This is a genomic window from Nocardioides sp. J54, assembly GCF_000519005.1.
Taxonomy (GTDB): Bacteria; Actinomycetota; Actinomycetes; order Propionibacteriales; family Nocardioidaceae; genus Nocardioides.
In genome coordinates this window covers 1-18,300 of record NZ_JAER01000042.1, presented here as the reverse complement: position 1 = coordinate 18,300, position 18,300 = coordinate 1, and the positions used below count along the sequence as shown (strand labels likewise).

Annotated in this window: 24 protein-coding genes; all 24 read right to left on the bottom strand. The window is 73.3% G+C overall.

The features are described from left to right. The gene (gene fliN / locus NOCJ54_RS0119540; RefSeq protein WP_028656838.1) at positions 1-879 is read right to left on the bottom strand and encodes a flagellar motor switch protein FliN; all 879 of its coding nucleotides are present in this window, start codon (positions 877-879) and stop codon (positions 1-3) included. Next, a complete protein-coding gene (locus NOCJ54_RS0119535; protein WP_051486133.1) occupies positions 876-1,865 on the bottom strand; it encodes a flagellar motor switch protein FliM in 990 nt (329 codons plus the stop codon). Before NOCJ54_RS0119535 ends, fliN begins: the two co-directional genes overlap by 4 nt. 106 nt (positions 1,866-1,971) lie before the next feature. Next, positions 1,972-2,409, bottom strand: coding sequence for a flagellar basal body-associated FliL family protein (locus tag NOCJ54_RS0119530; protein ID WP_145724954.1), 438 nt, complete (start codon positions 2,407-2,409; stop codon positions 1,972-1,974). Further along, the gene (locus tag NOCJ54_RS27060; RefSeq protein ID WP_051486130.1) at positions 2,406-3,386 is read right to left on the bottom strand and encodes an OmpA/MotB family protein; all 981 of its coding nucleotides are present in this window, start codon (positions 3,384-3,386) and stop codon (positions 2,406-2,408) included. Before NOCJ54_RS27060 ends, NOCJ54_RS0119530 begins: the two co-directional genes overlap by 4 nt. A 2-nt stretch (positions 3,387-3,388) precedes the next feature. Then, complete coding sequence (locus NOCJ54_RS0119520) at positions 3,389-4,159, bottom strand: motility protein A (RefSeq protein ID WP_036518807.1); 771 nt, start codon at positions 4,157-4,159, stop codon at positions 3,389-3,391. A gap of 4 nt (positions 4,160-4,163) precedes the next feature. Then, complete coding sequence (locus tag NOCJ54_RS0119515; protein WP_028656834.1) at positions 4,164-4,439, bottom strand: flagellar FlbD family protein; 276 nt, start codon at positions 4,437-4,439, stop codon at positions 4,164-4,166. Between the two features lie 168 nt (positions 4,440-4,607). Then, entirely contained in the window at positions 4,608-5,456 is an 849-nt protein-coding gene (locus tag NOCJ54_RS0119510) for a flagellar hook protein FlgE (protein ID WP_028656833.1), read from the bottom strand. Positions 5,457-5,470: 14 nt separating this feature from the next. After that, positions 5,471-5,965, bottom strand: a complete 495-nt coding sequence (locus NOCJ54_RS28595; RefSeq protein ID WP_051486128.1) for a flagellar hook assembly protein FlgD — start codon at positions 5,963-5,965, stop codon at positions 5,471-5,473. A gap of 12 nt (positions 5,966-5,977) precedes the next feature. After that, positions 5,978-7,123, bottom strand: a complete 1,146-nt coding sequence (locus tag NOCJ54_RS0119500) for a flagellar hook-length control protein FliK (protein WP_028656832.1) — start codon at positions 7,121-7,123, stop codon at positions 5,978-5,980. 2 nt (positions 7,124-7,125) lie between these two features. Continuing rightward, positions 7,126-8,088, bottom strand: a complete 963-nt coding sequence (locus NOCJ54_RS0119495; RefSeq protein WP_028656831.1) for a transglycosylase SLT domain-containing protein — start codon at positions 8,086-8,088, stop codon at positions 7,126-7,128. After that, on the bottom strand, positions 8,085-8,531 hold the full coding sequence (locus NOCJ54_RS0119490) for a flagellar FliJ family protein (protein WP_028656830.1): 447 nt from the start codon (positions 8,529-8,531) through the stop codon (positions 8,085-8,087). Before NOCJ54_RS0119490 ends, NOCJ54_RS0119495 begins: the two co-directional genes overlap by 4 nt. Beyond that, on the bottom strand, positions 8,528-9,904 hold the full coding sequence (locus NOCJ54_RS0119485; RefSeq protein WP_084255483.1) for a FliI/YscN family ATPase: 1,377 nt from the start codon (positions 9,902-9,904) through the stop codon (positions 8,528-8,530). The genes NOCJ54_RS0119490 and NOCJ54_RS0119485 overlap by 4 nt, the downstream gene beginning before the upstream one ends. Continuing rightward, positions 9,901-10,551, bottom strand: coding sequence for a FliH/SctL family protein (locus tag NOCJ54_RS0119480; protein WP_036518803.1), 651 nt, complete (start codon positions 10,549-10,551; stop codon positions 9,901-9,903). The genes NOCJ54_RS0119485 and NOCJ54_RS0119480 overlap by 4 nt, the downstream gene beginning before the upstream one ends. 1 nt (position 10,552) lies before the next feature. Next, positions 10,553-11,593 (bottom strand): flagellar motor switch protein FliG, encoded by a 1,041-nt coding sequence (gene fliG, locus NOCJ54_RS0119475; protein WP_232221840.1) that lies wholly within the window; start codon positions 11,591-11,593, stop codon positions 10,553-10,555. Then, positions 11,590-13,173: a flagellar basal-body MS-ring/collar protein FliF gene (fliF, locus tag NOCJ54_RS0119470; protein WP_028656826.1), complete on the bottom strand. Its 1,584-nt coding sequence runs from the start codon at positions 13,171-13,173 to the stop codon at positions 11,590-11,592. The genes fliG and fliF overlap by 4 nt, the downstream gene beginning before the upstream one ends. 10 nt (positions 13,174-13,183) lie before the next feature. Then, a complete protein-coding gene (locus NOCJ54_RS0119465; RefSeq protein WP_028656825.1) occupies positions 13,184-13,510 on the bottom strand; it encodes a flagellar hook-basal body complex protein FliE in 327 nt (108 codons plus the stop codon). Further along, positions 13,510-13,902 carry a flagellar basal body rod protein FlgC gene (locus NOCJ54_RS0119460; RefSeq protein ID WP_028656824.1) on the bottom strand — a complete coding sequence of 131 codons (393 nt, stop codon included), beginning with the start codon at positions 13,900-13,902 and terminating at the stop codon, positions 13,510-13,512. Before NOCJ54_RS0119460 ends, NOCJ54_RS0119465 begins: the two co-directional genes overlap by 1 nt. After that, positions 13,902-14,270, bottom strand: a complete 369-nt coding sequence (locus NOCJ54_RS0119455) for a flagellar basal body rod protein FlgB (protein WP_028656823.1) — start codon at positions 14,268-14,270, stop codon at positions 13,902-13,904. Before NOCJ54_RS0119455 ends, NOCJ54_RS0119460 begins: the two co-directional genes overlap by 1 nt. An 85-nt stretch (positions 14,271-14,355) precedes the next feature. Next, complete coding sequence (locus NOCJ54_RS27050; RefSeq protein WP_198020274.1) at positions 14,356-15,333, bottom strand: oxygenase MpaB family protein; 978 nt, start codon at positions 15,331-15,333, stop codon at positions 14,356-14,358. 111 nt (positions 15,334-15,444) lie between these two features. After that, a complete protein-coding gene (locus tag NOCJ54_RS0119445; protein ID WP_028656822.1) occupies positions 15,445-15,924 on the bottom strand; it encodes a hypothetical protein in 480 nt (159 codons plus the stop codon). Between the two features lie 10 nt (positions 15,925-15,934). Then, the gene (locus NOCJ54_RS0119440; RefSeq protein ID WP_028656821.1) at positions 15,935-16,294 is read right to left on the bottom strand and encodes a response regulator; all 360 of its coding nucleotides are present in this window, start codon (positions 16,292-16,294) and stop codon (positions 15,935-15,937) included. 83 nt (positions 16,295-16,377) lie between these two features. Then, positions 16,378-16,872: a chemotaxis protein CheX gene (locus NOCJ54_RS27045; protein ID WP_051486126.1), complete on the bottom strand. Its 495-nt coding sequence runs from the start codon at positions 16,870-16,872 to the stop codon at positions 16,378-16,380. Next, a complete protein-coding gene (locus NOCJ54_RS0119430; RefSeq protein WP_198020276.1) occupies positions 16,869-17,249 on the bottom strand; it encodes a response regulator in 381 nt (126 codons plus the stop codon). Before NOCJ54_RS0119430 ends, NOCJ54_RS27045 begins: the two co-directional genes overlap by 4 nt. 11 nt (positions 17,250-17,260) lie before the next feature. Then, entirely contained in the window at positions 17,261-18,103 is an 843-nt protein-coding gene (locus tag NOCJ54_RS0119425) for a CheR family methyltransferase (protein ID WP_028656819.1), read from the bottom strand. Positions 18,104-18,300: the final 197 nt, after the last annotated feature.

Below are 18,300 nucleotides of genomic sequence, written 5' to 3'. Positions count from 1 at the left end.
TCAGGCCGTGGCGGCGGCGTCGAGGATCTCGGTGACGCGCAGGCCGAAGTCCTCGTCGACGACGACGACCTCGCCGCGCGCGACGAGGCGGCCGTTGACGAGCAGGTCGGCCGGGCTCCCGGCGGCACGGTCGAGCTCGAGCACGGCGCCCGGGGTCAGCGCGAGCAGGTCGCGCACCGTCATCCGGGTGCGGCCGAGCTCGACGGTGACCTCCATGTCGACGCCGTGCAGCAGCTCGAGGCCGCGCGGCACGACGGGGGAGGCGGGGGAGCCGAAGGCGGGCACGAAGGGCTCGTCGCTGATCGAGGCCGCGACGGCGGCGGCAGCGGCGGTCTGACCGGCCTGACCGGCCTGGCCGGTCTGGCCGGTCTGGCTCGCCGGGGCAGCAGCCGCAGGGGCCGCGGCGTCGGCGCCGCCGGCGTCCTCGGTGATCGGCTCCCGCGCGCCGGCGAGGGTCGCCTCGGGGACGAGCACTGCCGCGGCGATGCCGGTGCCGATCAGCGGCACGGTGCTGAACTCGCCGCCGAGCACGGCGGTGACGTCGAAGTCGGCGGCGTCCAGGTCGAGGGTGCTGGCGCTGCGGGCCCGGGCGCCGAGGCGGAGCGCCGCGGCGTCGAGGGCGGGCTGCACCGCGGCGGCGACGTCGAGGCCGCCGAACGGGCTGGAGGCGAGCGCGTCGACCAGCTCGCGGCCGACGAGGACCGCCACGACGCCGGGCACGCCGCCGTCGAGCTCGGCGACCGCACCGCCGGCGAACGCGGCCGCCACGTGCGGCGAGCCGGGCTGGACCGGGCCGAGGACCAGCGGGCTGACGGACGGCAGGACGGCCGCGGCCGCCTCGGCGACGGCCTCGGCGAGGGCGGGGGTGGCGTCGGTCATGGGGTCTCCTCGGGCGTGGTGACGATGAGCGCGGCCAGGCGCTGGCCGCGGGCTCCGGGGGTGGCGTGGGCGATCGGGGTGCCGGTGTCGGGGCCGCCGCCGGCGACGCAGACGTCGAGCGGGGCGGAGGCCGGGTGGTGCAGCCGGACGACGGAGCCGGGCTCCAGGGCTGCCAGCACCGCGGGGTCGAGGGTGACCGGGCGGAAGCGGACCGCGACCGAGACCGGCACGCGGTTGAACTGCTCCTGCAGCAGCAGCGCGGACTCGGCGCGCTGCGCGCGCTCCCGCTCGGACATCGCACCGCTGCCGGCAGCGTTCTGCAGGTGGGGGAGCAGGCCACCGAACGGCAGGCACACCGACATCCGGTGCGCGCGCTCGCCGATGCGCAGCTCCATGGTCACGACGACCATCACGTCCGCCGCGGCCGCGACCTGCGCGAACTGCGGGCTGTACTCGATGCCGGTGACCTCGGGCTCGAGGGCCACCAGGCCGTCGAGCGAGTAGCGCATCTCGCCGAGCAGGCGCTCGACGAGCCCACGGACGACCGCGTCCTCGATCTCGGTCAGCGGCCGGTCCGGCTGCTCGTCGCCCCCGGGGCCGCCGAGCATGTGGTCCAGGCACGACATCGTCGCGAAGAGCGGCACCTCCAGGACGCACGTTCCCGGCACGGGCTCCGCGGTGAAGAGGGTCATGTAGGTCGACGGGCCGAGGCTGTCGACGTACTCCGCGTAGGTGCGCTGCTCGATGCCGACCAGCGTCACCGTGCACACGGTGCGCAGCGAGCTGGTGAACACGGTCGTGGCCTGGCGCGCGAAGCCGTCGAACCCGAGCTGCAGGGTGCGCTGGTGCTCGCGGCTGAGCTGGATCGGCCGACGGAAGTCGTACGGCGTCGGCTCGCTCGTGCGCGGGCGACGCCGGGGCCGTTGCGGGGCGAGGGTCACGACCAGCCCATCGTCGGCCGGCCGGGCGACCTGAGGGGTCGCCACGACGACGGACGGTCAGGGTCCCGTGGTCCGTTGTGACTACCCGGGGTCCCGGGGACGGTCCCGGGTCCGGGTCGGCAGCAGGTGCGGGGCTTCCGTGCCCGCACGCCTACTGGGTGACGAACTCCGTGAAGTACACGCCCATCACGTCGCCGTGGTAGCGGTGGTCGAGCTCCTCCTCCAGCTGGTGGCGCAGGGCCTCACGCTTCGCCGGCTTGTTCACCTCGCCGACCGGGAGGCCGCTGAAGACGCCGATCGCGGCGTCGAGGGCCTGGCTGCCGTCGACCTCGTGGGCGCCGTCGGTCAGCTGCAGGGCCATGCCCAGGCGCAGGTAGTGACCGCTGGCGAGGTTGACCTGGATCGCCTCGAGCGGGACGACCTCGCCCGGCTCCGGCTCGGTCGAGCCGGCCGGCTTGAGGAAGAACCACCACCCGGCGCCGCAGGCGACGGCGAGCAGGAGCAGGACGACGACGAGCTTCTTCCCCTTGCCCTGCGGGGCCTCGGCGTCCTGCTGGTTCGGGGCGGGGGCGGCGATGGTGGCGCTCACGGGAGCTCCTCTCGGGTGGTGGCGGGGCGGCCGGCGGCGCTGGCGCCGTCGGCGCGGCGGCCGGTCACGCCGACCTCGGGGTCGAGGCCCGCCTCCCGGCGTACCTCCTCGTAGGCGTCGGTCATCAGCGCCCGGGTCTCGGCCGGGGCCTGGCTCAGGACGAGGATGTCGACGCGCTTGTTGACCTTCTGCGAGCCGCGGACCTTCGGGTCCACCAGCGGCTTCGTGTGGCCGAAGCCAGTGGCCCGCAGCCGGGTCGCGCGGATGCCGTGCACCTCCTCGAGCCGGCGCAGCACGTGCGCGGCCCGGGCGAGCGAGAGCTCCCAGTCAGTCGGGTAGTACTTCGGCTTCACCTTCTCCTGGTTGGTGTGGCCGTCGAGCTCGATCGGCTCGGTCAGCTCCACCAGCACCGGGGCGAGGGTGTCGACCACGCGGCGGCCGCGGTTGGTCAGCTGGGCGACGTTCGGCTCGAAGACGACGTGCTCGGAGACCAGGCTGACGACCAGGCCGCGGTCGTCGATCGTCGCGCGCACGTCGTCGCGCAGGCCCTTGCGGCGCAGCGCGGTGTCGATGCGCTTCCACACCTTCAGCAGCCGGTCGACCTCGGCCCGGGCCTCGCCCGCCGCGCGTCCGTTGCGGAGGCGGTCGGACTTCTCGAGGATCTTCGTGACCGTCGCGCGCTGGGCCTCGGGCACCTGGGCGAGCAGCATCTCGTACGACGCGTCGCCGGGGTCGCTGACGCCCTTGCTGTTGCTGGCGGGGCTGGCGCCGCTGAGGATCGACTTCTCGTGGCCGAAGCCGACCGCGAGGCCGTCCTTGAGCTGCTGGTACTTCTGCTCGTCGACCTGGCTCATCGCGAACATCACGATGAAGAGCGCCATGAGCACGGTGATCATGTCGGCGTACGACACCAGCCACCGCTCGTGGTTCTCGTGCTCCTCCTCGACCTCGCGGCGTCGGCGCTTCGGGCTGGACATGGTCAGGCCGCCGCCTCGAGCTGCTCCTGCGGGGGCAGCAGCGACTGGAGCTTCTGCGCGACGATGCGCGGGTTCGCGCCGGCCTGGATGGCGGCGATGCCCTCGATGACCAGCTCCATGCGGTTGCACTCGAGCTCGCTGAGGCGCTTGAGGCGCGCGGCGATCGGCAGCCACAGGACGTTCGCGCTGAGCACGCCCCACAGGGTGGCGAGGAACGCGGCGGCGATGCTGTGCCCGAGCGCGCCGGGGTCGGCGAGGTTCTCCAGCACGTGCACCAGGCTCATCACGGTGCCGACGATGCCGATGGTCGGCGCGTAGCCGCCGGCGTCGGTGAAGAACTTCGCGGAGTGCTTGTCGACGGCCTTCTTCGCGTGCAGCTCGCCCTCGAGGATCTCGCGCAGCTCCTCGGGGTCGGTGCCGTCGACGGCGAGGGTGACGCCCTTGACCAGGAACGGGTCGTCGATCTCCTCGACGCGGCTCTCCAGCGCGAGCATGCCCTCGCGCCGCGCGGCGTCGGAGAGGCTGACCACGACCGGGACCACGTCGGCGGACGTGGCGACCTTGCCGAAGAGCGCCCGCTTGACCGACGCGACGGCGTTCTTCGCGTCGGCGACCGTGCCGCCGGCGACGGCGACGCACAACGTGCCGCCGAAGACGAGCAGGAGCGGCGGGAGCAGGAAGAGGCTCGCCGGGCTGCCGCCCTCGAGGATGTTGGCGAGCATGATGACGCCGAGGGCGGCGCCGATGCCGAGCGGTGCTGCGATGTCCTTCACGGGATCACTCCTCGCCGACGTCGGGCAGGGGGACGGCGGCGAGCCGGGCGTTGCGCACCCGGGGCCGGGGGACGGGCTCGGCGTCCGGCAGCGAGGCCCGCGCGACGATGGCGGCGCGGTAGTCGATGACGGCGGCCAGCACCTCGTCGAGGGACTCGGACACCAGGTACTTCGTGCCGTCCACGAGGGTCACCACCGTGTCCGGGGTGCAGTCCACGCGTTCGACGAGGTCGGCGTTCAGCAGGAACGTGGACCCCGAGAGTCGGGTCAGCGAGATCACCGCGGCACCTCCGTGTGCAGCTGGTCGAGTAGTCGATCGGTCGTGCGTCGTGCCGTCCGTGGCACTTCGCCTGTCTGATCGGCCGGCGGCGGTAGTCCCTGACGAAAAGCACCGGAAATCGGTGTGTCGCGGTGCTTTTCGTCAGGGACTACCGGCCGTGCGGGCGGGTCAGCGCTTGATGTTGACGAGCTCCTCGAGCACCTGGTCGCTGGTCGTGATGACGCGCGAGCTGGCCTGGAAGCCACGCTGGGCGAGGATCAGGTTGGTGAACTCGGCGGACAGGTCGACGTTGGACATCTCGATCGCGCCGGCCATCACCTGGCCGCGCTGGCCCTCGCCGGCGACGCCGAGCTGCACGGGGCCGGAGTTGGCGGACTCGCGGAAGGCGGTGTCGCCGATCTTCTCCAGGCCCATCGGGTTGGTGAAGTCGGCGATCGCCAGCTGGCAGATGTCGCGCTGGACGCCGTCGGAGAAGACGCCGCGGACCTTGCCGTCGGCCGAGATGGAGTACGACGTCAGCTCGACGCCGGCCGGCAGGGAGCCGTCGACCATGTGCAGGTCGACGTCGATCGGGCCACCGGTGGGCAGGCCGGCGCCGTCGAGGGCGTAGCCCTGCACCCGCATGCCGTTCGGCGCGACGAGCACACCGGTCTGGTCGAAGGTGAACGCACCGGCGCGGGAGTAGACGTTCTCCATGCCGTCGCGCAGCACGAAGAAGCCGTCGCCCTGCAGCATCACGTCGGTGGCGCGGCCGGTCAGCTGCGCCGAGCCCTGCCCGAAGTTGGTCGACGTGGCGGCGAGCTGCACGCCGAGGCCGACCTGGATCGGGTTGGTGCCGCCGCGCTCGGCGTTGCCGCCCGACGCCGCGGTCAGCATCTGGCTGAGGGTGTCGGAGAAGACGGTGGTGCTCGCCTTGAAGCCGGTGGTGTTGGCGTTGGCGATGTTGTTGCCCGTGACGTCGAGCATGGTCTGGTTGACACGGAGGCCGGAGATGCCGGCGAAGAGCGAACGAAGCATGGTCAGTTTCTCCTTCAGGCGGTGGTGGACGGAGCGCCGCTGGGCGGCACGTAGGTGCCACCACCACTGGTGGTGGGCGCCGAGATGGTGGGTGCGTCGCCGACGCTGAGCACGTCGGTGATGGCGACCTGGCGGCCGTCGACGCTGAGGACCGGGCCGGTGGCCAGATAGGTCGTGCCCTGCACGGTCCCGCTCTGCTCGACCCCGCTCTCGTCGTACCAGCGCACGGTCTGGCCGATGAGCGAGCTCGCGCCGAACGCGAGCTGGGTGCTGAGCAGCATCGCCGACTGGTCGGCGACCTCCTGCATCTTCTCCAGCGCCGTGAACTGCGCGGTCTGGGCGAGGAACTCCGAGGAGTCCGTCGGGTTGAGCGGGTCCTGGTACTTCATCTGCGCGACCATCAGCTGCAGGAACATGTCCTTGTCGTCCTTCGACGACGCGGGCGCGGTCCCGCCGCGGGCGGTGCCGGTGACGCCGTAGCCGACGCCCTCCGTGGGCATGACGGACATTGCTGCCTCCTGTCAGACGGTCCGGTCGAGGCGACCGGCGAGCGGGGTCGGTGCGATGGGGTACGACAGGCGCGCCGGCTGCTGCTGGCGCGGCTCGTCACGGGGCTGGTCGCGGCCGGGTTGGCCGCCACCCTGCTCCTGGCGGGCCTGCGCCTCCTGGCGGGCGTGCGCGTCGGGTCCGGCCTGTGGGCCGGACTGGGGGCCGGCGCCCTGTCCGGTCGTGGTCGAGGCGCCGGCGGTGGCGGCGGTCGTCGGGAGCAGCGGGGCGAACGGGTCGCGGACGCTGACCCGCGCCTCGGCGCCGGTGCGCTCCAGCAGCCGCTGCAGCTCCGGCGCGCCGCTGGCGAGCGCCCGGTGCACGGCCGCTCCCTCCGCGCCGTCGCCACCGGCCAGGCGCACCTGCACCGAGCCGTCGCGGACGACCAGGGTCACCCGCACCTCGCCGAGCTGCTCGGGCTGGAGGGTCAGGGTGATCCGGTGCGTGCCGTTGCCGGCGGTGCTGGCCATGCGGGTCACCTCCGGGAACACCTGCTGCACGACCGCGCGGGTGACCTTCTCCGGCGCCAGGTCGAGCGCCGTGCCGCCTGCGGTCGCCGCGGCACCGCCCACGCCGCTGACGGCCGAGACGTCACTTGTGACCGTCGAGGCGTCAGCTGTGGCCGTCGAGACGTCAGTTGTGACCGTCGAGGCGTCACGTCCGGCACCGGCGAGGCCGGCGGGGCCGGCGGGGCCGGCGGGTCCGCCCGGCAGCGCCTCGCCCGTCGTACGACGGCCGGCCGGTGCGTCCTGCTGCGGGGTCTGCGCGAGGGTCGGGAGCGAGGCCTCGACCGCCACAAGTGACGCATCGACGGCCACAAGTGACGCATCGACGGCCACAGCTGACGCCTCGACGGGGAGGAGGACCGGCTGGACGGGCGCAGGAGACGGCTCGAGCGGGGGAGCGGGCACGGTGGCCGGCCCGGTGACCGGGGCCGGGGCGGGGGGCACCGTGGCGACGGTGCAGCCGGCAGCGGTGCCGGCCAGCGCCGCGGCGAGCGCGTCGCCGAAGGCGGACGCAGCAGTGCCCTCGGCCGTGGGGCCGGGGCCGCCGGGCGCGGCACCGGTGCCGGGCTCGGCGGTCGCCGCCGGCAGCCCGGGCAGGAAGGGTGCGATGCTCACGGTCAGCTCCTCACCATGGCCATGATGTTGCGGACGTAGTTCTGGGTCTCCCGGTAGGGCGGGATGCCGTCGTAGCGCGTCACCGCACCGGGGCCGGCGTTGTAGGCCGCGAGGGCGAGCTCGGTGCTGCCGAACCGGTCGAGCAGCGAGCGCAGCAGCCGGGCGGCGCCGTCGACGGCCTGGGCGGGGTCGAACGAGTTCGTGACGCCGAGGCCGCGCGCGGTGGCGGGCATCAGCTGCATCAGCCCCTGCGCACCCGCGGGGCTGACCGCGCGCGGGTTGAAGCCGGACTCCTGCGTCGCGACGGCCGCGAGCAGCTCGCCCGGGACGCCGGTGCGCGTCGCCGCGGCGTTGATCAGGTCGGCGTACGGCGTGGACGCGGGCACCTGCGCGGAGATCCCGGCGGTGCCGGCGGTCGCGGCCGTCGGGGCGGCCGACCCGGTGCCGATGATCCGGCGGATCATGTCGGGCTCGGACGGCACGTCGATGATGCGGACGTCCAACCCGGTGCGGGGCGCCTCGATCATCTTGCCGTCGCCGATGTAGATCGCGATGTGGTCGGCGCCGTTGTTGCGGCTGGAGTTGTCCCACGCGATCAGGTCGCCCGGCTGCGCCTCGGCGAGGCTGTTCACCTTGGCGCCGGCGCGGGCCTGGTCGGCCGAGACGCGCGGCAGGTCGTAGCCGAGGGTCTTGTAGACCGACTGCACGAGGCCCGAGCAGTCGACGCCCTTCTCGATGCTGGTGCCGCCCCAGACGTAGGGCAGGCCGAGGTACTTCTTCGCCTCGTCGACGACGTCCTGCCCGGTGACGCCGTTCGCGTCGGGGACCCCGGCGCCGGCCGCGGCCAGCGTCGTGGCGAACTCGCCCGACGCCGCGGCGGTCGCGGTGGTGCTGCTCAGGGTGGAGAACCGCGCGAGCTGGGCCTGGATCTGGCCGATGCGCGCAGCGACCTGGTCGACGCTCATCGCGCGCCCTCCCTGGCCTGGGCCCAGCGCTGGGCGGCGATGTCGTCGGCCTCGCGGGCCTCCCGCCGAGCCGCCTCGGTACGACGGACCGTTGCTCGACGCTCCAGCAGGAGCTCGACCGCGGCGAGCCGGGCGCGGTCGGCGCCCCAGCGGGCGCGGGCCTCGGCGGCGACGATGTCGGTGGTGGCCAGCTCGGTGCGCACCTCACCGGCGAGGACGCCGACGTTGCCGAGGGTGGTGCGCCGCGCGAGCAGCTCGCCGGGGGTGGTCACGAGGTCGACGGGTGCCGACGTGACGGCGTCGTCGAGGCGCTGGAGCCGGCTGGTGAGCGCGGCCTGCTCGGCGAGGACGTGCTGCAGGCCGATCCGGCTGTCGGTCTCGCGCACGGAGCGCACGCGGGCGACGGCGGCGAGGCCGCGGTCGTCGTGGTGGACGCGGCTCATGGCGCCACCAGTGCGGCGAGGCGGTCCCACGTCTCCGCGGGCGGGGTGAGCTCGTCCATGCCCTGCTGCAGGAACGCCTGGATCCGGGGCAGGCGGGCCAGCGCGGCGTCGGCGTGCTCGTCCGCACCACCGACGTAGGCGCCGATCTCGACGAGCTCGCGGACCGAGCGGTGGGCGGCGAGCATCCGCCGCAGCCGGGTGGCGTCGGCCTGCTGGTCGAGCGTGGTCACCGCGCGGTGGACGCGGGAGATCGACTCCAGCACGTCGATGGCGGGGAAGTGGCCGGCGGTCGCGAGGTCGCGGCTGAGCACGACGTGGCCGTCGAGGATCGACCGGGCGGTGTCACCGATCGGGTCCTGCAGGTCGTCGCCCTCGACGAGCACGGTGTAGAGCCCGGTGATCGAGCCGCAGGCGGCGGTGCCGGCGCGCTCGAGGAGGAGCGGCATCAGGCCGAAGACGCTGGGCGGGTAGCCGCGGGTGGCGGGCGGCTCGCCGGAGGACAGGCCGATCTCGCGCTGGGCCATCGCGACCCGGGTGAGGGAGTCCATCATCAGAAGCACGTCGCGGCCGCTGTCGCGGAACCACTCGGCGATGCGGGTGGCGGTGAAGGCGGCGCGGAGGCGCTCGACGGCGGGGGCGTCGGAGGTCGCGACGACGACGACCGAGCGGGCCAGGCCCTCCGGGCCGAGGTCGCCGTCGATGAACTCGCGCACCTCGCGGCCCCGCTCGCCGACGAGGGCGATCACGTTGACCTCGGCGTCGGTGCCGCGGGCGATCATCGACAGCAGGGAGGACTTGCCGACACCGGAGCCGGCCATGATGCCCAGGCGCTGGCCGCGACCGGCGGGGACGAGCGAGTCGAGGGCGCGCACCCCGAGGCCCAGCGGCTGGGTGATCCGCGGCCGGGTCAGGGCGTCGGGCGCGGAGAGCTCGGTCGAGACCGGCTCGAGGCCGGGCAGGGTGGCCAGGTCCGGGCCGCCGTCGATCGGGCGGCCGAGGCCGTCGAGCACGCGGCCGCGGAGCGCGTCACCGACGCGGATCCGCAGCGGACCGCCCGTCGCGCGGACGTGGTCGCCCACGCGGACACCGGTCGTCGTACCGAGCGGGAGGCAGACGGCGGCGCCGTCGCGCAGCGCCGCGACCTCGGCGAGCAGCGGACCGGACGCGGTGCGCACCTCGACCAGGTCGCCGGCGGCGGCCGGCAGGCCGCGGACCTCGAGGTGGAGGCCGACCAGCTCGGTGACGGTGCCGACGGCCAGCGGGCGCGCGGCACGCAGGACCCGCTCACGCACGTCCGCGCCGAGGGACGTGACCTCGCGGCGCGGGTGCGCGCTGCCGAGCTCGATCGCGGGGCTGCCCAGCTCGGTCCTCATGCGAGCGCCTCCCGGACCCGGGCCAGCGCCTCGTCGACGCGCAGGTCGGTGACCGAGCCGTCGGGCGACTCGACGAGCGCGTCGGCGCGGCCGAGCGAGGGGTCGGCGACGACCTCGAGGCCGCGGTCGGCGAGGTCGCGCGCGGCGGCGTCGCCGACGACCGAGGGGTGGAGCCGGACCCGGCCCACCGGGGCGGCCGGCAGCACCTGCAACGCGCGGGCGACGACGTCGGCCGGGGTGGTCGCGGCGACGGCGGCGCCGAGGACCTCCGCGACGACGGCCGAGGCCAGGTCGCTGGCCTGCTCCTCGATCGCCCCGGCCAGGTCGCCGAGCAGCCCCCTGACCTGCTCGGCGGCCCGGCCGAGGGCCTCGACGGCGGCACGGTGCTCGGCCTCGCGACGCTGCTCCGCGGCGGCGTGGCGGGCGGCGCGCTCCGCCTCCTCGGCAGCGGCCTGCTCGGCGGCGGCGCGACGGCCCTCGGCCCAGCCGACGGCGTACCCCTGCGCCTGCGCGGCCTCGCGCGCCTTCGTGGCGAGGCCCTCGAGCAGCGACTCGGTCACCGGGTCGCCGAGGACCGACGAGCCGCCGAGGCGGGTCCAGTTGCCGACCCGCAGCTCCGGGGTGGAGACGCCCTGGTTCACAGCCATGTCAGACCACGAACTCCTCGTCGTTGCCGCGCCGCACCGTGATCACGCCCTGCTCCTCGAGCTTGCGGATGGTGCGGATGACGCCCTGCTGGGCCTCCTCGACCTGCGCGAGGCGGACGGCGCCGAGCAGCTCGACCTCCTCGAGCAGGTTCTCCGCGGCCCGCTCGGACAGGTTGGTCGTGATCTTCGAGCGGACGGCCTCGCTGACGCCCTTGAGGGCGAGCGCGAGCTCGGCGCTGTCGACCTGGCGCAGCACCTGCTGCACGGAGCGGTCGTCGAGGCCGACGATGTCCTCGAACATGAACATCCGGCTCTTGACCTCGTCGGCCAGCGACGGGTCGAGGCCCTCGAGGCCCTCGACGATCTGGCGCTCGGTCGGTCGGTCGGAGCGGTTGATGATGTTGACGAGCGGGTCGACGCCGCCGACCTGCGAGACCTCGGCGGGCTGCAGCATCGACGACAGCTTGCGCTCGAGGACGCCCTCGACGATCCGGACGATCTCGGGGGAGGTGCGGTCCATGACGGCGATCCGGTGGGCGACCACGGCCTGCTGGTGGGCGGGAAGCCCGCCGAGCAGCATCGACGCCTTGTCGGCCGGCATGTGCGCCAGCACCAGCGCGATCACCTGCGGGTGCTCGTCGGCGATGAAGCCGCGCAGCTGTGCCGGGTCGGCCCGGTGCAGGAACTGGAAGGGCATCTGCACGGCCGCGGCGTGCAGCCGGTCCATGATCTCCTTGGCGCGCTCCGGGCCGAGGGACTGCTCGAGCAGCTGCTGGGCGAAGCCGAAGCCGCCCTGGGTGACGTGCGCGTGCGCGGTCACCAGGTCGTGGAACTCGTTGAGGACCTTGCTCGACTCGTCGGCGGTGACGGCGTCGAGGCGCGCGATCTCGGCCGAGATCGCCTCGACCTCGGAGTCGGACAGGTGGGACATCACCTGCGCGGCCCGGTCCTTGCCGAGCTGGATGAGCAGCACGGCGGCCTTGCGCACGCCCAGCTGCATGACGGCGGAACCGCTCCCGGCGGTCAGCATCGTGGTGCTCACTTCCGCGGCTCCACGAGCCAGCCGCGCAGCAGGGCGGCGACGTCCTCGGGCTGCTTCTCCACGAGGGCGATGAGCTCGTCACGCATCGCGTCCTCCTCGTTCTCCTCGGCGGCCTCGAGCGCGGCCAGGGCCGGGGACTCGAGCGCCGGCTGGCGGTTCGCGGCCTCGAGGCGCAGCTGCTCGACGACGTACGACGTCGCCTCCTCGCGTGCCCGGGCCCGGCGCCGGGCCTGCAGCCAGGCGGCGCCGACGGCGAGCAGGATGCCCAGCCCGATGCCGACGTTGCGGATCAGCGCGTTGCGGCGGTCGGCGGCCTCGGCGGCCTTGGCGGCGGCGATCTCGGCGGCGTTGGCCTCCGCGATGCTCCGGTCGAAGGGGAGGACCGCGACCTCGATCGTGTCGCCGCGCTCCGGGTCGATGCCGGCGGCGCTGGCGATCTGGTCCTCGATCACCTCGGGCTGGATGTTGGCGGCGGCCGTGGCGTCCAGGACGACGGAGATGCCGAGCTTCTTCACCGCGCCGGGCGCGGTCTCGCGGCGCTCGACGATCTCGTCGAGGGCGTTGTCCCGGGTCTCGGAGGTGTTCTCGTAGGTGCCGTCGCCGTTGGTGCCGGCGCCGGGGTCCATCTGGCCGTCGGGACCGACGACCCCGCCGACGCCGTCGGCGCCGGTGGTGCCGGAGTACTTCTCCGAGGACTTGGTCTGCGACAGCGGGGGGTTCTTCTTGTCGCTGTTGTAGCTGCGGCTGTTGATGACCGACTTGTCGAAGTCGAGGTCGGCGGTCACAGTCGCGGTCGAGTTGCCGGGGCCGACCCACGTGTCGAGGGCGCCCTGGATCTTCGACTGCATCGACTTCTCGTAGGCGCTGACCTGCTTGGCACGGGCGCTGGCGAGGCCGGCGCCGCCCTCGGCCGAGTCGGTGGTCAGCAGCTTGCCGGTGGTGTCGGTGACGGTGACGTTCTTCGGGTCGAGGCCGTCGATGCTGGACGCGACGAGGTGGACCACGGACTGCACCTGGTCGTCGTCGAGGTCCGCGCCGGGGACGGTGTCGACGAGCACCGACGCGGTGGTCGGCTTCTGCTCGTCGCTGAAGACCTTCTCCTCGGGGATCGCGAGGTGCACGACCGCGGTGTCGACGCCGTCGATGGCCTCGATGGTCTTGCTGAGCTCGCCCTCCATGGCGCGCTTGAAGTTGGTGCGCTCCTGGGACTCCGAGGTGGACAGGCTCTGGTCGTCGAGCAGGCTGTAGCCGCCGTCGGACCCGGTGGGCAGGCCCTGGCCGTTCATCTTGATGCGCGTCGCGTAGACCTGCGACTGCGGGACCAGGATCGTGCTGCCGCCGGCACCGAGCTTGTAGGGCACGCCCGCGGCGTCGAGCTCGTCGATGACCGCGCTGGCGTCCTCACCGGACAGCCCGGAGTAGAGCGGGGCGTAGCTGGGAGCGGAGACCCAGCGGACGACGAGGAACGCCGCGAGGAGCAGGGCCGCCGTGCCGATGACGGCGACGGCCTTCTGGCCGGCGGTGAAGGCCGCGAACGTGTCGCGGGCGCGCTGGAGGGCGCTGGTGATTCGCTGCTGCATCGATCAGCCCTCAGACCTGCATCCGCATGATCTCGTTGAACGCCTCCACGGCCTTGTTGCGGAGCGCGACCGTGAGCTGGCTGGCGACCTGCGCCTCGCTGGCGGCGATCGTGTAGTCGTGGATGTTCTCGAGCTTGCCGGTGGCCGCGTCGACGGCGAGCGAGTCGGCCTTGTCGGTGAGGCCCTCGAGCCGGTCGAGGCCGTCGAGGACGAGGGAGCCGAACTCGGTGTCGGCGCCGGCGACGCCCTGGACCTCGGTGGCCGGCGTGATGTCCATCGCCGGGTTGATCGCGGCGGATCCGGACAGCGTCGGGAACTGCAGGGGCATGATGTCCATCAGCGGTTCCCGATCTGCAGGGCCGCGGAGTAGGTGTCCTGCGCGGACTTCGTGACCTGGACCGACGCCTGGTAGCCGCGCTGGGCCATGACCAGCTCGCTCATCTGCGCCGACATGTCGACGTCGGGCATCCGGACGTAGCCGTCCTCGTCGGCGAGCGGGTGGCCCGGCGAGTGCACGACCCGGCCCTCGGCCGAGGACTGGGCGAACCCGGCGACGTCGACGCCGCCGTCCGCGCGCGGGTCGAAGACGACGTACGTCGCCCGGAACGCCTCGTCGTCGGTGGAGCGGACGGTGTTGACGTTCGCGATGTTGCCGGCGAGGGCGTCCAGCCAGGTCTGGTGGGCACCGAGGGAGGTGTTGGCGATGCGGAGGGTCTCGAAGGCGCTCATCAGGCACCGCCACCCATCACGGACAGCCGCGAGTGCCGGTCGCTCAGCGCGCGGCCCATGACCTGGTACTGGAACTGCGTCTGGATCGCCGCGATCGACTCCTTGCGGAGGTCGACGTTGTTGTCGTTCGCGCCGACGGGCGTGGCCGTGGCCTCGACCGTGACACCGATGGCGCCGGGACCCGAGGTGACCGCGGTGCCGCGCTCGATGGCGCGCTCCAGGGCGGTCTCGAAGTCGACGCTCCGGGCGCGGAAGCCGGGGGTGTCGACGTTGGCGATGTTGTCCGCGATCACCTGCTGCCGCGTGGACAGCCCGTTGATCGTCGTGTGCAAGACGAACCCGACTGCGTCGGACGCTGCGAAGGACACGAGCCGATCTCCTCGGAAGGCACCGCCCCCAGGGGTCGGTGGAACATCGGTGCCGGTCCGTCGGCGGGGGTGAGCAATCCGTCGCTCAGTGCCCCTGATCGGTCCCCACGGGCTGGACCTGAGGTGCGTGGGGTGGGACTTGGTCCCGAGTAGTTCGACCGATCGTCGAGATCCGGCGTCGGCCGCCCCCGTCGCGGACCATCACGTCGGCGACGCGCAGCCGGCCCAGCACGGGCAGCCCGAGCCGGCGCCGGAGCCGGAAGTCGAGCACGTAGAGGCGGTAGACGAGGCGCAGGACGGCGCGGTTGCCGAGCCGGTCGAGCCAGCGCAGGAGCACGAGGACCTGCTCGAAGCGGCGCTGGTCGGCGTCGGTCCAGCTCCACCCCATCAGCTCGCGGAACTCCGGCGGCAGGTTGCCGCGGGTCATGAAGTGGTACGGGCGCCCGAGCAGCCGGCTGAGCAGCGAGCCCGGGGTGCCCCAGGCCTCGGCGAGGAAGCTCAGGTCGGCGAGCGACTCGAAGTCCCGGCGCACCTCCGGCGAGATGGCCATCCGCGGCAGCATCGAGTCCCAGTAGGCCTCGAAGGCCGCCCAGTCCGCCGGCCAGTCGGCGGCCCGCACGTTCACCCCGGTCGCCAGGGGCTGCGCGGCGCGGGTCAGCACGTCCAGCTGCGCCCGGGTCAGCGGACCGTGGAGCATCGTGAACTGGTCGAGGTAGAAGCGGAACAGGCAGGCGGCCACCCACAGCTGGAGGTCGGGCGCGTTCCCGCTGTAGCGGACCGGGCTGGTGGCGGTCGAGTGGACGTGGCGGTGCACCTCGGCGACCGCGTCGCGCATCGCGGCACGGTCGTCCTCGGAGCCCATCAGCGCGAGTGCGAGGTACTGCCCGGTCGTGCGCCCGCGCTTCATCGGGTAGCGGCGCGGGCTGCCCGACACCACCCGGCTCTCGCTGACGCCCTCACCGACGCCCGGCAGCGAGAGCTGCATGACGATGTTGGCGACGCCGCTGGTGGTGCCCAGCGACGTGACGGCGTCGACCAGCGTGGTCGGGGCGGCGGGAGCCAAGGCCGGTCCAATCTGTCAACGGGCGTGTCCAGATCGCACGCTAGCCCCGGCCCGCGAGTCGGTCAAGGAAGGGCGCGACCGGCCCGCGGACCCGGGTGGTCCTGCCGAAGGTCAGAGCAGCACGATCGAGCACGCACCGTCGCCGTAGCCGGCGATCGACACGGCCAGGTCCTCGCGGCGGCCCAGGGTCAGCGTGCTGACCCGCAGCTGGGGGTCGAGCGGTGGGCCGGCCGGGTGCAGGGCGTGCAGCTTCAGGTGCTCGGCACCGGGCACGTTGAACATCGACGCGGCGATGTTGAGCACCTCGTAGAGGTTCTCGGCGAGGCTGTCGGACAGCGTGCCGTCCGCGATCGCCTCCTCGGCACCCACGGCCGGGACCAGGCCGAGCGCCGCGCCGGCGTGCGCGGAGAAGGCCAGGTCGCACACGACGAGGGCGCTGATGCGCAGCGCGTCGTCGACGTACACCGCGACGGAGGCGGGGGTGTCCGGGCCCGGCGCGAACGGCGGGGCCGGCTGGAGGGTGACCTCGCGGCCGAGCAGGTCGGCGAGCAGGTCGCGCAGCTGCTTGGGCTGGGGGAGGTGGACGGCCATGGCGCGTCCCTCAGATCACGCTGCGGAGGGCGTCGTCGAACGCCTCCGGGGTGAACGGCTTGGCGATGAGGAAGGCCGCGCCGGCGGACGCCGCCCGCTGGCGCATCTCCTCGGAGCCCTCGGAGGTGACGAAGCCGAAGGCCACGTCGGAGCCCGCGGCCCGCAGGGCGGCGAGGCAGTCGATGCCGTTCATCTCCGGCATGTTCCAGTCCGACAGCACCAGGTCGGGCCGCTCGGTCTGCACCATCTCGAGCGCCTCCCGGCCGTTCTCGGCCTCCACGATGTCGTGCCCGCCGTGCCCCGCCTGGCGCAGGGTGCGGATCACGATCTGCCGCATCACGCGGCTGTCGTCGGCGATCAGGATCTTCATCAGGACCTCACTGGCTCCAGGTGTCGTTGTCGTGTCGGGTCGGTCGGGGCGGGTCGGGGCGGGTCGTGGTGGGGCGGGGAGGGTCAGGGGCGCGGCACGTGGACGCACACGCGCACCGGACCGCCGCGCCAGGCCACGTCGAGGCGGCACACCTCGACGACGTCGCTGGCGAACGCCGCGCGCCCGGCGGCGACCGAGGGCAGGGAGAGCACGCTCGGCCCCGGCATCAGGCTCTTCACGTTGCCGCCGACCATGTTGACCAGCTCACCGACGGCGTCCGCGACGTCACCGTCGTTGACGGGCCCGTCCTCGGGCAGGGCGAGCATCCGCGCGCTGAGCAGGCGGGCGACCTGCTCGTCGAGCTCGACGGTGACCACTCCCTGCCACTCGCCGGTCACGGTCACCGCGGCGGACCACGCCCCGGTCGCGTCGAAGGGGGAGCCGGGCGGCACGGGGCGGGGGAGGAGGACCTCGTCCTCGCCCACGAGCGCCAGCCAGACGTCGTCGGTGACGGCGCCGACGTCGTCGAGGGACGGCACCGACGCGTCGTACCCGGGCACGGTGGTGGGCGCGGTCATGCCGGCACCTCCCGCACCGCGGGGACGAGGCCGAGCAGCTCGAGCTTCTCCACGATGGCCTCGGGCGTGAACGGCTTGATGACGTACTCGTGGGCACCCGCGGCCAGCGCGCGGACGATCTGGCGCTGCTCGCTCTCGGTCGTGACCATCATCAGCGTGATGTCGCGCCACTCGGGGTTCGCGCGCACCTGCTGGATGAACGTGTAGCCGTCCATCACCGGCATGTTCCAGTCGACCAGGCACAGGTCGGGAACGACGCCGGCGTGCATCTGGTCGAGCGCGGCCTGGCCGTGCTCGGCCTCGCTGGTCTCGAAGTCGAGTCCCGTCACGATGCGGCGCAGGATGCTGCGCATCGCCCGGGAGTCGTCGATGATCATGGCTCGCACGATCAGGCTCCTGTCCTGGAGAGGGTCATGGCGGTCGCGCGCCGGTAGGCGGGCACCCGACCGATCTGCTCGCGGTGCCAGGAGGCAGCGAGGTCGGCAGGGAGGTCGAGGGTGGTCTCCGACGCCCCGAGCAGCAGGTAGCCGTCGGGGGCGAGCATCAGCAGCATCCGCCGCAGCACGTCGGCCTTGGTGGTCGCGTCGAAGTAGATGAGGACGTTGCGCAGCCAGATCACGTCGAAGGTGCCGAGGCCGACGTACGGCGCCGCGAGGTTGAGGTGCTTCACGGTGACCCGCTCGCGGAGTCGCTCGGCGATCTCCCACTCGCGCCCGACGCGGGTGAAGTAGCGGACCAGGCTGGTCGCGGGCAGTCCGCGGTTGACCTCGACCTGGCTGTAGCGGCCGGCCCGCACCCGGTCGAGCATCTGGGTGGAGATGTCCGTGGCGACGATCTCGTAGTCCCAGCCGGCCGGCAGGTTCTGGTCGAGCAGCATGGCGATCGAGTACGCCTCCTGCCCGCTGGAGCAGGCCGCGCTCCAGATCCGCAGGCGGCGGGTGGTCGATCGGGCCTCGAGGAGCGCGGGCAGCATCACGTCGGTGAACGCCTGGTAGGGCGTGTGGTCGCGGAACCAGCTGGTCTCGTTGATGGTCAGCGCGTCGACCACCTTGCGCCGCTCGTCGGCGTCGAAGGCCAGCCGGGCGACGTACTGCTCGAGCTCGAGGCCACGCGCCTGCGCCAACGGCGTGAGGCGTGCCTCGACGAGGTACTCCTTGCCCTCGTCGTACACCATCGACGTCTCACGGCGGACCAGGGCCGAGACGGAGGCGAAGGCAGACGGGGCGGTCATGCCCGCCCATTCGGCCGACCGCCCGGCTCCCTGACGAAAACCGGCGTGAAATCGGCCGCACCCCATCGCCCGCGGTGGGAGTGCGGTGCGCGCCCCGGCGCCGTGCGTCCTGGCCGGTGGTTGAGGTGGGAGGCGCTGCGGTGCGGTGCGTCCTGGCCGGTGGTTGAGGTGGGAGGCGCTGCGGTGCGGTGCGTCCT

Coding starts and splice junctions, on each gene's coding strand:
- NOCJ54_RS0119430 (WP_198020276.1), bottom strand. CDS start 17,249: ATGATCATCGACGACTCCCGGGCGATGCGCAGCATCCTGCGCCGCATC.
- NOCJ54_RS0119495 (WP_028656831.1), bottom strand. CDS start 8,088: ATGAGCGTCGACCAGGTCGCTGCGCGCATCGGCCAGATCCAGGCCCAG.
- fliF (WP_028656826.1), bottom strand. CDS start 13,173: ATGCAGCAGCGAATCACCAGCGCCCTCCAGCGCGCCCGCGACACGTTC.
- NOCJ54_RS0119490 (WP_028656830.1), bottom strand. CDS start 8,531: ATGAGCCGCGTCCACCACGACGACCGCGGCCTCGCCGCCGTCGCCCGC.
- NOCJ54_RS0119425 (WP_028656819.1), bottom strand. CDS start 18,103: ATGACCGCCCCGTCTGCCTTCGCCTCCGTCTCGGCCCTGGTCCGCCGT.
- NOCJ54_RS0119465 (WP_028656825.1), bottom strand. CDS start 13,510: ATGGACATCATGCCCCTGCAGTTCCCGACGCTGTCCGGATCCGCCGCG.
- NOCJ54_RS0119510 (WP_028656833.1), bottom strand. CDS start 5,456: ATGCTTCGTTCGCTCTTCGCCGGCATCTCCGGCCTCCGTGTCAACCAG.
- NOCJ54_RS27045 (WP_051486126.1), bottom strand. CDS start 16,872: ATGACCGCGCCCACCACCGTGCCCGGGTACGACGCGTCGGTGCCGTCC.
- NOCJ54_RS0119440 (WP_028656821.1), bottom strand. CDS start 16,294: ATGAAGATCCTGATCGCCGACGACAGCCGCGTGATGCGGCAGATCGTG.
- fliN (WP_028656838.1), bottom strand. CDS start 879: ATGACCGACGCCACCCCCGCCCTCGCCGAGGCCGTCGCCGAGGCGGCC.
- NOCJ54_RS0119460 (WP_028656824.1), bottom strand. CDS start 13,902: ATGAGCGCCTTCGAGACCCTCCGCATCGCCAACACCTCCCTCGGTGCC.
- NOCJ54_RS0119485 (WP_084255483.1), bottom strand. CDS start 9,904: ATGAGGACCGAGCTGGGCAGCCCCGCGATCGAGCTCGGCAGCGCGCAC.
- NOCJ54_RS28595 (WP_051486128.1), bottom strand. CDS start 5,965: ATGTCCGTCATGCCCACGGAGGGCGTCGGCTACGGCGTCACCGGCACC.
- NOCJ54_RS0119480 (WP_036518803.1), bottom strand. CDS start 10,551: ATGGCTGTGAACCAGGGCGTCTCCACCCCGGAGCTGCGGGTCGGCAAC.
- NOCJ54_RS27060 (WP_051486130.1), bottom strand. CDS start 3,386: ATGTCCAGCCCGAAGCGCCGACGCCGCGAGGTCGAGGAGGAGCACGAG.
- NOCJ54_RS0119445 (WP_028656822.1), bottom strand. CDS start 15,924: ATGGCCGTCCACCTCCCCCAGCCCAAGCAGCTGCGCGACCTGCTCGCC.